Source organism: Streptomyces sp. NPDC004610 (assembly GCF_040609715.1).
Taxonomy (GTDB): domain Bacteria; phylum Actinomycetota; class Actinomycetes; order Streptomycetales; family Streptomycetaceae; genus Streptomyces.
Genome location: NZ_JBEXLA010000017.1, coordinates 102,732 through 116,038, shown reverse-complemented (window position 1 = coordinate 116,038; position 13,307 = coordinate 102,732). Strand labels below are relative to the sequence as shown.

General features: G+C 75.1%; 12 protein-coding genes. 3 read left to right on the top strand and 9 right to left on the bottom strand.

The genetic code is table 11. The features are described 5' to 3' along the window. Complete coding sequence (locus ABZX40_RS20485; RefSeq protein WP_355733843.1) at positions 1-1,356, bottom strand: hypothetical protein; 1,356 nt, start codon at positions 1,354-1,356, stop codon at positions 1-3. After that, a complete protein-coding gene (locus ABZX40_RS20480) occupies positions 1,353-2,069 on the bottom strand; it encodes a hypothetical protein (RefSeq protein WP_355733840.1) in 717 nt (238 codons plus the stop codon). Before ABZX40_RS20480 ends, ABZX40_RS20485 begins: the two co-directional genes overlap by 4 nt. A 171-nt stretch (positions 2,070-2,240) precedes the next feature. Here ABZX40_RS20480 and ABZX40_RS20475 point away from each other — a divergent pair, with 171 nt between their 5' ends. Beyond that, complete coding sequence (locus tag ABZX40_RS20475) at positions 2,241-2,837, top strand: WHG domain-containing protein (RefSeq protein ID WP_355733837.1); 597 nt, start codon at positions 2,241-2,243, stop codon at positions 2,835-2,837. Further along, entirely contained in the window at positions 2,834-4,021 is a 1,188-nt protein-coding gene (locus tag ABZX40_RS20470; RefSeq protein ID WP_355733834.1) for a GDSL-type esterase/lipase family protein, read from the top strand. The genes ABZX40_RS20475 and ABZX40_RS20470 overlap by 4 nt, the downstream gene beginning before the upstream one ends. 7 nt (positions 4,022-4,028) lie before the next feature. Here the strand turns inward: ABZX40_RS20470 and ABZX40_RS20465 are convergent, their stop codons facing one another. The 4 genes from ABZX40_RS20465 to ABZX40_RS20450 form a co-directional block, all read right to left on the bottom strand. Beyond that, positions 4,029-5,618: a HEAT repeat domain-containing protein gene (locus tag ABZX40_RS20465; protein WP_355733831.1), complete on the bottom strand. Its 1,590-nt coding sequence runs from the start codon at positions 5,616-5,618 to the stop codon at positions 4,029-4,031. 91 nt (positions 5,619-5,709) lie between these two features. Continuing rightward, positions 5,710-6,582: a F510_1955 family glycosylhydrolase gene (locus tag ABZX40_RS20460; protein ID WP_355733829.1), complete on the bottom strand. Its 873-nt coding sequence runs from the start codon at positions 6,580-6,582 to the stop codon at positions 5,710-5,712. Between the two features lie 233 nt (positions 6,583-6,815). Then, complete coding sequence (locus ABZX40_RS20455) at positions 6,816-7,502, bottom strand: DUF3105 domain-containing protein (RefSeq protein ID WP_355733826.1); 687 nt, start codon at positions 7,500-7,502, stop codon at positions 6,816-6,818. Between the two features lie 90 nt (positions 7,503-7,592). Further along, on the bottom strand, positions 7,593-8,015 hold the full coding sequence (locus tag ABZX40_RS20450; RefSeq protein WP_355733823.1) for a hypothetical protein: 423 nt from the start codon (positions 8,013-8,015) through the stop codon (positions 7,593-7,595). A gap of 514 nt (positions 8,016-8,529) precedes the next feature. On the opposite strand from ABZX40_RS20450, the gene ABZX40_RS20445 reads away from it, so the two are divergent. Then, complete coding sequence (locus ABZX40_RS20445) at positions 8,530-9,063, top strand: DUF2269 domain-containing protein (protein ID WP_355733820.1); 534 nt, start codon at positions 8,530-8,532, stop codon at positions 9,061-9,063. Between the two features lie 177 nt (positions 9,064-9,240). Here ABZX40_RS20445 and ABZX40_RS20440 read toward each other — a convergent pair whose 3' ends face one another. The 3 genes from ABZX40_RS20440 to ABZX40_RS20430 all read right to left on the bottom strand — a co-directional run bounded on the left by ABZX40_RS20440 (position 9,241) and on the right by ABZX40_RS20430 (position 13,208). Continuing rightward, on the bottom strand, positions 9,241-10,524 hold the full coding sequence (locus ABZX40_RS20440; RefSeq protein WP_355733817.1) for a VWA-like domain-containing protein: 1,284 nt from the start codon (positions 10,522-10,524) through the stop codon (positions 9,241-9,243). Next, complete coding sequence (locus tag ABZX40_RS20435) at positions 10,521-11,747, bottom strand: MoxR family ATPase (protein ID WP_355733815.1); 1,227 nt, start codon at positions 11,745-11,747, stop codon at positions 10,521-10,523. The genes ABZX40_RS20440 and ABZX40_RS20435 overlap by 4 nt, the downstream gene beginning before the upstream one ends. 96 nt (positions 11,748-11,843) lie before the next feature. Beyond that, positions 11,844-13,208 (bottom strand): hypothetical protein, encoded by a 1,365-nt coding sequence (locus ABZX40_RS20430; protein ID WP_355733812.1) that lies wholly within the window; start codon positions 13,206-13,208, stop codon positions 11,844-11,846. Positions 13,209-13,307: the final 99 nt, after the last annotated feature.

Below are 13,307 nucleotides of genomic sequence, written 5' to 3'. Positions count from 1 at the left end.
TCACCACCGCAGCAGCCGGGCCACCGCCTCCATCATGATCGCGTCGCTCTCACAGCCGTTGGTGTACGCGATCCGCGCGCCGACCGTCCAGAACCGCACCATCTCCGGCATCAGCACCAGCGCCGGCATGATCGCTTCGAGGGCGTCCGCGTGGCGGCCGGAGTTGTCGTGGGCGATGGCGATCAGGGCGTGCACCTGGGCCGCGTAGGGGAACTGCTCGCGCAGCGGGAGGAGCACGCCCAGGGCCTCGTCATAGCGGTGCCCGGCGAGGAGGGGGTCGAGCGGGGCCAGGGCGGTGGTGAGGTCGGGGCGGCCTTCCTTCGGGTACAAGCTGTCGGCGGCGATACCGAAGTAGCTGCCGGGCAGTTCGGCCACGGTCCTGCCGGGGTGGAAGCGGGTGATCCAGGGGGTGACGGTCCTCCAGGTCAGCCTCGACCAGCGGGCGCGGATCGCCCCGATCCCGGCCGGGTCCTGGTGGGCGATCCCCCGGTACACCTCCTCGGGCACCGCCGACCGCTCGGTGAACCCGCGCTCGTCCCACTCCTCGCCCGCCGCGGCCCGCCCGGCCGAGACCCCGACCAGGACACTGCCGATGACGGTCGGCAGACCGAGGCCGTGCCGGTGCATGAGGAGCCACGGCACATCGCAGACGATCTCCTCCAACTGGTCGCGGGCCGCGCGGACCGCGACGGCGGATTCGCCCGCCTTGAGCAGGGCGCACAGGGTGTGCAGCGCGGGTACGGCGGCCTGCGTCCGCCCGGCCCACTCGTCCAGGTCGGCGCACGCCCGCAGCGCCGCCACCTCGGCCCAGCCGCGCTGGATCAGCACATCCGGCCGTCCGGCGTCGCGGGCGAGGACATCGGCGAGGGTGTGCAGGGCACCCGCGCCCAGATAGCCCGACTGGTTGAGGTCGAAGAGGCAGTCCACCGCCGCCGCGAAGCCATGCTTGTCCGCGTGGGTGCGCAGGGCTGTCAGGGCCTGGATCGGTGGCTTGCCCAACTGGGCCTGGACGTGCCAGCTCGCCATCAGGGACTTCACGGCCTCGCTGGGCAGCGGCCCGTCCCCGTCGGCCCCGCAGCGGGTGAGGGTGCCCGTCTCGGTATCGGTGATCCGGAAGTACGCCACCTCCGCGGCGGGGGAGAACCGCAGGCCGAGGCTGTGCTCCAGCGCCTGGAGCACCTTCAGGATGACCGAGGTGCGGGGGCCGAGAAGGGGCTCCAGCGCCGCGGCACCGCCGGAGTGGGGCACACCGAGGCGGCCGTGGAGCTGGATCTCGCGGAACAGATGCTCGGCGAGGCCGCGCACCAGCACGGACGGGACCTCGGTGGTGAACAGCCTGGCAGGCGTCGGGGTCATGGCTTGCCCACCCCCAGGTTCACGGCCGTCACCAGGTCGCCCTTGTGCCGGGAGACCACCCGGAACGCCCGGATCAGAAACTCCCGGGTCGCCCCGCGCCCCGACCGGACATACGGGATCCGGGCGCGCAGCAGCGCCGCGGCGAGATCGTCGGCGAATCGTTTGCGCCGCAGCTCCTGTCCCACCGCCGCGTCCGCGACGGCCAGCGCCCCGGCGATCCGGTCGCGGGCGCCGGGACCGTCCTGGAGTCCGGGGAGGGGGACGTAGACCGACTCCTCGTCGATGTCGAGGCCGCTCAGGAAGACGATCCCGGGCAGCGCGGGCGGTGCCCCGGGGGCGAACAGGGTCCGCAGGATCGCGTACGCCGGATGCCGGTCCACCTCCAGCTCCAGCCAGGGATCGCGGGCGGCGGCGGGGAGCGGGACGGGGGCGCGGGCCGGGACGCCGAGGGTGAAGAACACCATGATTCTCGGCCCGCTGTCCGCCGCCAGCGCACCGCTCGCGGTGACGTACTCGGCGATCGGGGCGTCGGCCACCGGGTGGAACAGCAGCAGCGCGTAGACGCCCGGGTGCTGGAAGTCGAGCTGGGCGACCGCGTCCGGCTGGAAGAGCCGGTCGAACCGCTGCACATGCCCGGAGGCGTTCTTGGCGGCGGGTTCGATCGCGTATTCGAGGAGGGTGGTGAGGGAGATGACGAGAGAGGGTCCGGCCATGGCGGTGACGCTAGCCACAACAGGCAGACGCACCGGGCGACTTGGGGATGCCGCACTCCATCGGGGGCTTCGGCGGGGCCGGGGTGGGCTTTCTGTATTTGCCTAAAGGTATTAGGCAGATGCATAGTGATGCTCGGTTTTCGGCTAGTGGTGTTCGGGAGGGGGAGAGTCATGGCGCGTGCGGGACTCACGGCGGAACGGCTGACCGAGGCCGGTGCGGAGCTGGCCGACGAGGTCGGCTTCGCCGAGGTCACCCTGTCCGCGCTGGCCAGACGCTTCGACGTCAAGGTCGCCAGCCTCTACTCGCATGTCCGCAACTCCCAGGACCTCAAGGTCAGGATCGCGCTGTACGCCCTCCAGGAGCTGGCCGACCGGGGCGCCGACGCCCTTGCGGGCCGGGCCGGCAAGGACGCCCTCGCCGCCTTCGCCGACGTCTACCGCGACTACGCCCGCGCCCACCCCGGCCGCTACGCCGCCGCCCGGCTCCGGCTCGGCCCCGAGGAGGCCGCCGCGAGCGCCGGGGGCCGCCACGCCCAGATGATGCGGGCCGTCCTGCGCGGCTACGACCTCACCGGCCCCGACCAGACCCACGCCGTCCGGCTGCTCGGCAGCGTCTTCCACGGCTACGTCAGCCTGGAACTCGCCGGTGGCTTCAGCCACAGCGCCCCCGACTCCCAGGAATCCTGGGAACGGATCATCGACGCCCTCGACGCCCTGCTGCGCACCTGGCCCGCCCCCACCCCCACCGAGCGAGGCACCCGCCCATGAACGCCGCCCCCACCGACCCCGCCTGGATCACCACCCCCCTCACCGCCGACCTCGTGCGCGGCGCCCTCGAACTGGAGCGGACCCCGCGCGGTCTGCTGCCGCACCGGCTGCCCGCCGCCGCCCGCGCCCAGAGCCCCGACGGCCAGATCGCGCTCGCCGAGTCCCAGCCCTCCGGCGTACGGCTCGCCCTGCGCACCGACGCCACCGCCCTCGCCCTCGACACCCTCCCCACCAAACGCGCCTACACCGGCGTCCCGCCCCGCCCCGACGGCCGGTACGACCTGGTCGTCGACGGCCGCCTCACCGCCCAGGCCACCGCCACCGGCGGCAACACCCTCACCCTCGACATGACCACCGGCGCCACCGAGATCACCCCCGGCCCGCCCGGCACCGTCCACCTCACCGGGCTGCCCCCCGGACCCAAGGACATCGAGATCTGGCTGCCGTACAACGAGGTCACCGAGCTGCTCGCGCTGCGCTCCGACGCGCCCGTGGCACCCCTGCCGGACCGGGGCCGCCGGGTGTGGCTGCACCACGGCAGCTCGATCAGCCATGGCTCCGACGCCGCGAGCCCCACCTCCACCTGGCCCGCCCTCGCCGCCTCCCTCGCCGGGGTGGACCTCGTCAACCTCGGGCTGAGCGGCGGGGCCCTGCTCGACCCCTTCACCGCCCGCGCCCTGCGGGACACCCCCGCCGATCTGCTCAGCGTCAAGATCGGTATCAATGTGGTCAACCTGGATCTGATGCGGCTGCGGGCGTTCGTCCCGGCGGTGCACGGATTCCTCGACACCCTGCGCGAGGGCCACCCCACCGCACCCCTCCTGGTGATCTCACCCCTCCTCTGCCCCCTCCACGAGACCACCCCCGGCCCCACCGCCCCCGACCTCGACGCCCTCGCCACCGGCCGGGCCCGTTTCATCGCCGCGGGCGACCCGGCCGAGGTCCCGCTCGGCAAGCTCACCCTGACCGTCGTCCGCGACGCCCTCGCCCGGATCGTCGCCCAGCGCGCCGCCGACGACCCCCGGCTCCACTACCTCGACGGCCGCGCCCTCTACGGCCCCTCCGACACCGCCGAACTCCCGCTCCCCGACCAGCTCCACCCGGACGCGGCCACCCACCGCCGGATCGGTGAACGCTTCGCCGCCCTCGCCTTCGCGGCCGACGGCCCCTTCCCACCCGACTGAGCCCGCGTCACCGGCAGTCGTCCAGCGCCCGCAGCGCCGCCCCGGCCGCCGCCCGCACCCCCGGCGAGGCGTCCGACCCGAGCCCCGTCAGCCGCTCCCGCACCCGGTCCGCGTCCGGCGGCGGCGTCCGTGTCCGTGCCACCGTGTGCGCCAGCCCCTCCGCCGCGGCCTCGCGCACCGGGGCGTCCGGATCGGCCAGGGCCCGTACGAACCGCGCCAGATCATGCCCGGAGTCCGCGTCGGTGGCGTTGTCCGGGTCGAGCAGGGCGAGGGCGGCGGCCCGGATGTCCGCGGGCGCCGCGGCAGCCGCCCCCCGGTCCACCAAGGCCCGCAGCCCCGGCAGCGCCTCCGCCAGCCCCAGCAGCGCGTTGTACGTCCGCCAGGACGCGACCCGCCCCGACCCCAGGCATGCCACCAGCGCCCGCGCCACCGGCCCCCGCTCCCAGGGCCGGGCTCCCGCCTCCACCAGCGCCCCGAGCCCGTCCACCGCCCCCGCCCGCACCTCGCCGTCCCCCTCCGCCAGCAGCCCCAGCAGCAGCGGCACGGCGTCCCGGCGCCCTGTACCGCCGTACGCCCCGGCCGCCGCCGCGCGGGTCCGGCCGTCCAGCGTCCGGTCGGTGAGAGCGGTCCGCAGCGCGGAGGCGGCGGCCCGGGTGCCGAGGACGCCGAGCGCGTGGACGGCCGACGGACCCGAGCGGGGGTCGCCGAGGCGGTGCCGGGCCGGGGCGAGGAGGCGCTCCTCACCGGGGCGGGCGAGCCCGTGCAGCAGGCGGGCGGCCACGCGCGGGTGGGGCTCGGCCGCGAGGGCGGCGAAGAGCGCGTCCGTCACGGCGCCGGGCGGGGCCGTTCCGTCCCGCACCGAGGACAGCAGCCGCTCGACGACCGCCGTCCGCACCTCGGGCGAGGGGTCGCCGAGCCCGGTCAGCAGCGAGCCGAGAAGCCGCCCGGTCCGCTCCGACGGCAGCAGCTCCAGCGCCCGTACCCGGACCAGCTCCGGTCCCCACCGGGCGGCGTCCAGCAGAGCCTTGTCGACGGCGGGGTCGTCCCGGTGGTCGTGGAGCAGGCTCCGCGCGCGGCCCCTCACCTCGGGCACCGGGTCGCCGAGCAGTTGGACGACCCCGGCCGCGTCCCCCGGCACGCCGAACGGGCCCCACACCTCGGGCACCGGGTCGCCGAGCAGCCGGACGACCCCCGCCGCGTCCCCCGGCACACCGAACGCCCGCAGCCCGTCCAGGGCGTTGATCCGCAGATGGTGATCGGGGTCCTGGAGCAGAGCGGTGAAGGCGTCCCGGACGCGCGGGCCGCGCAGACCGAGGCGGGCCGCGGAGAGGGAGGCCCGCCGCCGTACCCAGGGGTCCCGGTCGGCCATCAGGCCCGGCAGCACCGCGTACCCGGCCTCCGGCACGCCCAGCCGGGCCAGTCCGGCCGCCGCCCCCTCGCGCACCTCCGGGGCCGGGTCGGCGGCCGAGGCGACCAGCACCGGCGCGTGCTCGGGCCGCCCGAGCGCGCCGAGGCCCTTCGCCGCCGCGGCCCGCTGCCAGCGGTCGCCGGTCGCCAGCGCCCGCAGAAAGTGGGCCAGTTGCTTCTCGACGCTCATACGCACCCCCCGGGATCGGATCCGTTCCCGGGATCCCCTCCCGGGAAGTAGGACGTGCGGGGCGGAGGGAGGTTGTGCGGGGCCGGGTGGGTCAGTGGGCCGTGCCGGAGACCGGGAGGCGTGCGGTGAAGGTCCTGCCGCCGTCGCGGGACTCGTAGACCCCGTCCTGGGTGGCGGCCAGGATCCGGTCGGCGTCCACGGCGGTCAGTGCCTGCGGGGGGCCGCCGGGGACCGTGCCGGACGGGGTCCAGTTCGCGCCGCCGTCGGCGCTGCGGTGCAGGGCGCCGGACTGGTCGAGGCCGTACAGGACGGTGGCGCGGGGCCAGGAGAGGAAGCCCATGACGGGGGCGGAGCCCTCGGTGAAGGTGCGTCCGCCGTCGGTGCTGCGGGCGATCCCGGACTCCGTGGTGGCCAGGACGAGTTCCGGGTCCGCGGGGCTGACCGCGATGTCCAGGGCGGCGAGTTCGGCCCGGGTGTCCCAGGTGGTGCGGTCGGCGCTGACCCGCAGGACACCGTTGGTGCTGTCGTAGCCGTACACCGTGTCGTGGGCGTATTCGAGGGCGTGGAAGTCGGTGGTGCCGGCCAGGGAGCGGGTGCGCCAGGTCGTGCCGGAGTCGGTGGACTCGATCAGCCCCCGGTTGCCGGGGCCGTCGCCGCCCGGCGCCGGATGGCCGCTGCCCAGGAAGGTGCCCGCCCCGGCGACGGTGAAGCCCATGTAGTCGGCCTTGTCGCTCACCCGGCGGGCCCCGCCGCCCTCGTCGACGGCCACCACCCCCTCGTGCGTCGCCACGTACAGCAGCCCGTCGGCCGGGTCGATGCCCAGGCCGTGCACATGGCTGACGGTGACCTCGGCGGGGTCCGCGTCCGCCCCGGTGCCGGTGCCGGACGAGCAGGCGGTGAGGGTGACCGCGAGGGCGACCCCGGTGGCGGCAGCGGCGGCGAGGGAGCGGAGCGGGGTGCGCATGGGGCGTTCTTTCGCTGGACGGCGGGCCGGACTCCGCCATGGTATGTCCTAAGTAGATTAGGAGATGGGGTGGGGGTGGGCGTGGGGGCGGGGGGGCGGCACGGACGGGACAGGCCCCGGCGGCCGGGCGCGGGGCCTGGCTGCCGGGGCCTGTTCGGCCGGTCGGGGTCTGTCGGGGTCTGTCGAAGGTGTTGCCGCCGTCGGGGCCTGTCGGCGTGTTCTCGCCGCCTGGGTCAGGCGCCGATGCCGCCCGTGCAGGCGGCGCCCGGCTCCGGGGTCTGGGCGCCCTGGACGTACTTCTCCAGGAACTCGTCGATCCGCGGGTCGGACGCCTCCGTCACCCCCAGCTGGATGCCCCAGGCGGACAGCGTGATCGGTGACTCGGTGCCCTCGTACGGGCTGATCATCGTGTAAGGGGTGCTCTGCACCGTCTCGGTCAGCGACTCGACGTCGGCGTCCGCGACATCGGCGTTGTACGTGATCCAGACCGCGCCGTGCTCCAGGGAGTGCACCGCGTTCTCGTTGGCGATGGCCTCGGTGTAGACATCGCTGTTGCAGTTCTGCCAGACCGCGTTGTGGTCGCCGCCGACCGGCGGGGTCATCGGGTAGTCGACCTCGTTCTCCACATGGTTCTGGCTGAGGTCGTCCCAGGTCTGCTCGCCCTCGACCGGGGCGGCCTGCTCCTGCTCCTGCTGATTGGCGGTGTCGAGCAGATACCAGCCACCACCGATCAGGCTGAGCACGATCACGGTGGACACGGCGATGGTGATGATGCGTCCGCGCCGCTCGCGGGCCTTCTCGGCGCGGCGCTGCTCCTCTATTCGGGCACGCCGCGACGCGGCCTTGGCCGCCTTGCTGCCGGGCTTGCCCTGGCCCGGGTTCTTGCCGTCGTTCGAGTTCTTGGATGTGGCCGAGGCCATGGTGAAGTCCTTTGTGTGCAGCGGAAGGTGACGGATGCCGGAGCGGGATCCGGTCGAACAGTCGGAACCGTGGAAGGACGGTGTCCGGTATCAGGTGCGCAGCACTTGCAGGACATGGAGATCGGGCGGGCGCGGCGGGGGCGCGTACCGGGTGGCGGGCGGGGCGGCCCCGGCCTCGCCGGGCGCCACCCGGGCGGGCAGCCCCAGCGGCTGCGGCTGGGGGACCGGGCCCGTGGTCGGGGTGTCCACCGCCGGTGTTCCGTCACACTGCTGGTGACCTGGGGAGAGACAGGCCAGATCGAGTACCTGGCCGTTCGCCCCGAGCACGAAACCCTGGGGGCCCTGGCCGCCGTCGGCGAGGGTGGCGAGGTCGGCGGACCGGGCCTGCGTGACACCGGCGTGCGGGCCCTTCGGCGCGCTCGTACTGGCGCACAGACAGGCCACGCCGAAGAGCGTGGCGAGGGCCACGAGCAGGCCCAGTACCACGGATCCGGATCGCCGCCGCACGCTCATGGCCGGGCGGCCCCACGGGGGCGGGAGGGACGGAAGGAACGGTTGACCACCCAGGCATCATAGGAGCAGGTGGGGGCTGGTGGTTACCGGCTGGGGGAACAACTGTCCTGTGGGTGGACGGATCGGGCGCGGCGCGCGGTGAGGGGGAGGGGCCGCCTGGCGACGCGTCGGACGGGGCCGCGTGCTGGGAGTGGGTCGTTTCTGGCTTGGGCGGGCCGGTCGCGTCTGCCTGCTGGGGTGGGCTGTCTGTGGCTTGGGCGGGCCGATCGTGTTCGCGTGCTGGGGGTGGGCCGGTTGCGGCTCCGGCGGGCTGATCGTGTCCGTCTGTTGCGGGTGGGCCGTCTGCGGCTCCGGCCAGCCGACCGGGTCCGCCTGCTGGGAGTGGGCGGCCTACGGCTCTGGCGAACCGATCGCGTCCGCCTTCCCGGAGCCCGCCGCGTACGCCCACGCCAGTACGGGCGCTTACTCCCGCCGTCGGATGCCCCGCGCCCCCGGTGGCGGGCACGGTGGGCCCGTGAAACTCAGCCGCCCCGCACGCCGGGCCTCCCTCGTCGTCCATGTCGTCGCCTCGGCCGGCTGGCTCGGGCTCTCGCTCGGGCTGCTCGCCCTCGGCGTCACCGCGGCCACCACCGGGAATGCGGCGACGGTGGAGGCGTCCGTCCGGGCCATGAAGCTGTTCGCCGACTGGCTGCTGCTGCCCGTCGCGTTCCTCACCCTGCTCAGCGGGCTGCTGCTGGCGCTCGGCACCCCCTGGGGACTGGCCCGGCACCGCTGGGTCCTCACCAAGTTCTGGCTGACCCTCGCCACCGTCACGGCGACCGCGTTCGCGCTGCGTCCCGGCGTGAACGACGCGGTCGTCGCCGTGGCGGCGGGACACCCCCTCCCCGACACCGGCGAGGTCCTCTTCGGCCCGGTCGTCTCCCTGTCCGCCTACCTCTTCATGACCGGCGTATCGATTCTGAAGCCCTGGGGCCCGACCCGCAGAGGGCGTCGGCTGCGGGCGGGTGCGGGGGGCCGCAGGGAGGGACGGGTGGCGGAGAAGGTGTGACGCGCGCGGGGCCCAGGGCTGATGGGGGCGGCACCGGCACCCTGCGGGTCGTCCGCGCCCGTCGCGGGTGGGGCGGCGTCGAGCACGCCCACGGCCCAGGGCACAGGGCGCAGGGCACGGGGCGGTTGGCGGGCGGCACCGGCGCCTCAAGTGCCGCCCTTGCCCCGGCCGGTGTCGCTACCCCGCCGATTCGATCTCCACCACCCGCGCCCACTCCGGCGGCCCCGTCGGCACAAAGTCCGGGTCGGACTCGTCCACGGGCCGCCGCCGGGACCGGGGGAACAGCCCGACGACCGTGCGGCACGGCGGGCGCGCGCCCGGCCAGCGGGTCTGCCCGTCGGTCAGCGCCACCACCACCTCCGGCCGGGGCCGCACCCCCAACGCCCTGGTGAACCCCGCCCGCAGATCGGTCCCGCCACCGCCCACCAGCGGGATCCCCTCCGCCGCGCACAGCGAGTGCGCCACCCGCGCCGCCGCGTCGCACGGCACCACACTCACCAGGTCCCGCCGTCCCCCCACGGCCCGGCAGATCTCGGCCACCTCGCGCAGCGCGCTGCCGAGTTCGCTGTCGCTGACCGACCCGGAGGTGTCGATCACCACGGACACCCGGGGCGGTCTGCGCCGCAGACTCGGCAGGACCACCCCGGGCAGCCCGGCCGACCGCCGGGAGGGACGCCCGTACGAGTAGTCCTGCCCGGCGCCGCCGCCGGAGGCCGCCGACCGGATCGCCGCCCCCAGCAACTCCCGCCAGGGCTGCGGCTGCTGGAACGCCTCCTCGGCCCACCGCCGCCAGGACTTCGGGGTGTTCCCGGGGCGGCCCGTGATGCCCTGCGCCACCCGGAACCGCACCGCGTCCCGCTCCTGGGCGCTGAGCCCGTGCGCCCCGTCCGGCCCGAGTTCCCACCCCCGGGCCCGGCCGTCGGCACCGCTGCCGCAGTCCAGCCAGACGAAGTCCTGCGCCATCCGCCCCAGCCGGAACCGCCGCAGATAGTCCTCCATCAGCAGTCCCTCGACGAGCGCCAGCGACCTCGGTACGACCGCCCCCTCGGGCTGGGCCAGCCCGTCGCCGTAGATGTCGTCGTTGATCTCCAGATCCGCCGCGATGTTCATCCGCAGCCGCTCGCCGTCACCGGTCAGTCCCCGTTGCCGGGCGTAGCGGTCGCTGCGGCCGTGGTGGTCGCGCAGCAGATGGGACACCTCGTGCACCCACACCCCGGCCAGTTCCTCCACTGGCGTCCGGTCCACGAACCGAGGGGACACATAGCAGCGCCAGTGGCGGTCGACACCCATCGTCGGCACCTCCCAGGAGGGGACCACATGGAGGGCGAAGAGCGCGGTGGCGAGGTAGGGGCGGACGCGGGCGGCGTGGAGCCGGGCGGTGTAGAGCTTGTCGAGATCGAGCGCGATCCCGTCGGAACCGGCCCCAGGGCTCCCGGCGGGGTGGGCCGCTACCCCCGTCATCGGCCCGCCGCCCCGGTCCGTGCCCGGACCTCGTCCGCCCGCCGGGACAGGGTGACCACGCCCGCCAGCCGGTCGATCTCCGGCGGCACGTCCCAGTCCTGCTCCCGCAGCGAGGCGAGCGTGGACGCCGGGACGACCAGCAGATCCGGGGCGCCGGTCTCCAGGGCGCGCAGCAGCAGCGCCCAGGCGGCGTCCCAGCGCTCGCGGGTGGGCCGGTTGCGCACGGCCTGGACGACGGCGTCCAGCGCGGCCTGCCGCAGATCGCCGCGCTCGGGCAGTTCGGCGGCGCCCGGGTCGGCGAGCAGGGTCTCGGGGTCGGGGAGGTCCATCCGGTCGACGGCGGCCAGCAGTTCCAGCCCTGGGCCGTCGCCCACCGTGCCCCGCACCAGCAGGGAGAGCACCTCGCGGGAGGAACCGGCGGCGGTGGCGAAGGCGATCAGCCGCACGGTCATGTCCCAGCTGCGCGGCGAGGGCCAGGCGCCGCCCCGGCGGGTCTCGGTGCCGGGCAGCCGGTGCACCAGCGCGGGCCGCGCGGCCAGCAACCCGCACACCGCGCGCCGGGCGAAACCGACGGCGTCGGACAGCCGTCCGGGGTCGAGCCGGGGCAGGGTGGCGCGGGGCCAGACACCGCCCAGGCCCCGGACGACGACCTCATGGTCATGGACCCACGGGAGGTGCACGAACCGGTTGGCCAGCGGAGGGCTGAGTTCCCAGCCGTCGGCGGCCGAGGCGCGCGGGTTGGCGGCGGCCACGATCCGGATGCCGGGCGGCAGCCGCAGCGCGCCCACCCGCCGCTCCAGCACCAGGCGCAGCAGCGCGGCCTGCACGGCGGGCGGCGCGGTGGACAGCTCGTCCAGGAAGAGCAGCCCCCGGCCCTCCCGGACCAGCCGGACCGCCCAGTCCGGCGGGGCCATCGGGACACCCTGCACCGCCGGGTCGTCGCCCACGACGGGCAGCCCGGAGAAGTCCGACGGCTCGTGCACACTGGCGATCACGGTGGTCAGCGGCAGCTCCAGGGACGCGGCGAGCTGATGCAGGGCGGCGGTCTTCCCGATCCCCGGCTCCCCCCACAGCAGAACCGGCAGATCGGCGGCCACGGCCAGGGTCAGGGCCTCCAACTGGAGATCGGGGCGGGTTTCGGTGGTCGTGTCGCCCAGCAGGGCCAGCAGTTCTTGGGCCACGTCGAGCTGAGCGGTGGTCGAGGGCGGGGCGGAGGCAGACATGGGGCATCACCAGGAGGAGTCGGGCCGGTGCGCCTGCGGGCACACCGGGGTGGAAAGGGGATGGTTTCGGTGGGATGGGTTTGGGCGGGTTTGGTGTCAGTGGGATTGCGCGAGGCGCGGGCGGCTGCGGCGATCGTCCCGGGCCGGAGTCCGGGGCCGCCGCGGCGGGCGTGACGACTCCGGGGGATCACTGAGGCCCGCCCGGAACAGCCCGTAGGCGATCCGCTGCCGTGCCGCCGACTCCAGCGCCTCGCGCAGTGCCCCGTCCCGCAGGGAGGCGGCCCGGCCGAGCAGGTCCTCCACGACGGTCAGCGCCCCGTCGAGATCCCCGTGACGCAGCCGCTCCCGTACGTCGTCCAGACAGTCGGGGTGGCGATGGGCCCGGTCGATGGCCTGGAGGCAGGGCAGGGGGGTGCCGGTCAGCTCGGCGAGCAGTTCCTCGCGCCGGATCTCGTCCGGACCGTGGTCGAGCGGTACGAGTACCCCGTCGACCTGCGCGAGCCGATGCGACGCGCCCCGGCACTCCACCCGCCGGGGCCCGGCGTCCCGGCCGGGCGGCCCGGTCGACCGCACCCGCCCGGGGGCGAGGGCGGCGGCGACCAGCGGATGCAGCCGCCCGGCGTCGATCACGCCCGCGCGCAGCAACTCCGCGTCGGGCGGCACCCAGACCGCGGCGTCCGGCAGCACCGGGACGTCCACGCCGCCCCGCACCGACCCGACGGGATCGACCCGGCCGCCGGTGTCCACGAGGAACCGGTGCCGGCCACCGGCCCGCACCAGCACCGCCTCGTCGTCCCGCCGCCCTTCAGCCCGGAGCAGCAGCCGGGCCTCGGCGGCCCACCGGCCAACCGCCAGCCGGTGCGCCCCGGGTACGCCCCGCAGCGCTTCGGCGTATCCGGCGCCGGTCACCCCCTGCGCCGACCGGACGGCCAGCTCACCGGCCCTGCGGGCATCCCAGAGATGCCGGTGCAGATCCAGCCGGAACCGCGGGTGCGGGCGGGGGTGAGGGTGGGCGTGGTGCGGGGCTCCTCCGGCGACGCCGTCATCGGCGCCGGAAGAGTCCCACACCGCGAGACTGATCCGCTGACCGGAGTCGGCCCAGGCGGGCACGGTACGCGCCACGAGATACAGCGGGGTGGGTGCGTAGCGCGCGAGGGCGACGGTCAGTCCGGGGCGGAGCACCCCGTCGGGCGCGATCCTCGGCATGTGCCAGCGCAGCAGATCGGGCGCCAAGTGCCGTAGATCGTCCCGGAGTCGGGCGGTGAAGTCCCGCCCGTGGGAACGGGTGAGGGAGCGGACATGGAGATCGGCATCGACCCGCGCGGCGGCACACGCCCCCGCCCAGTCCCCGGCCAGCCGCCGGGCGGTCGCTGTCTCGATCATGGAAGGCGGCACGGCGAACTCGCGCACGCGCGGCCAGAAGGAGTTCCGGGAATCCTCGTCCCTGCGGTCGGTGAGCATCAGCACTCACCTTGCGTGGACGGGACCCCCAATCTGATACGGGAGAGAGTCATCATCGCGGGCGAGCATAGCCTGTTGACCGGGGCATGGCGAGGCATA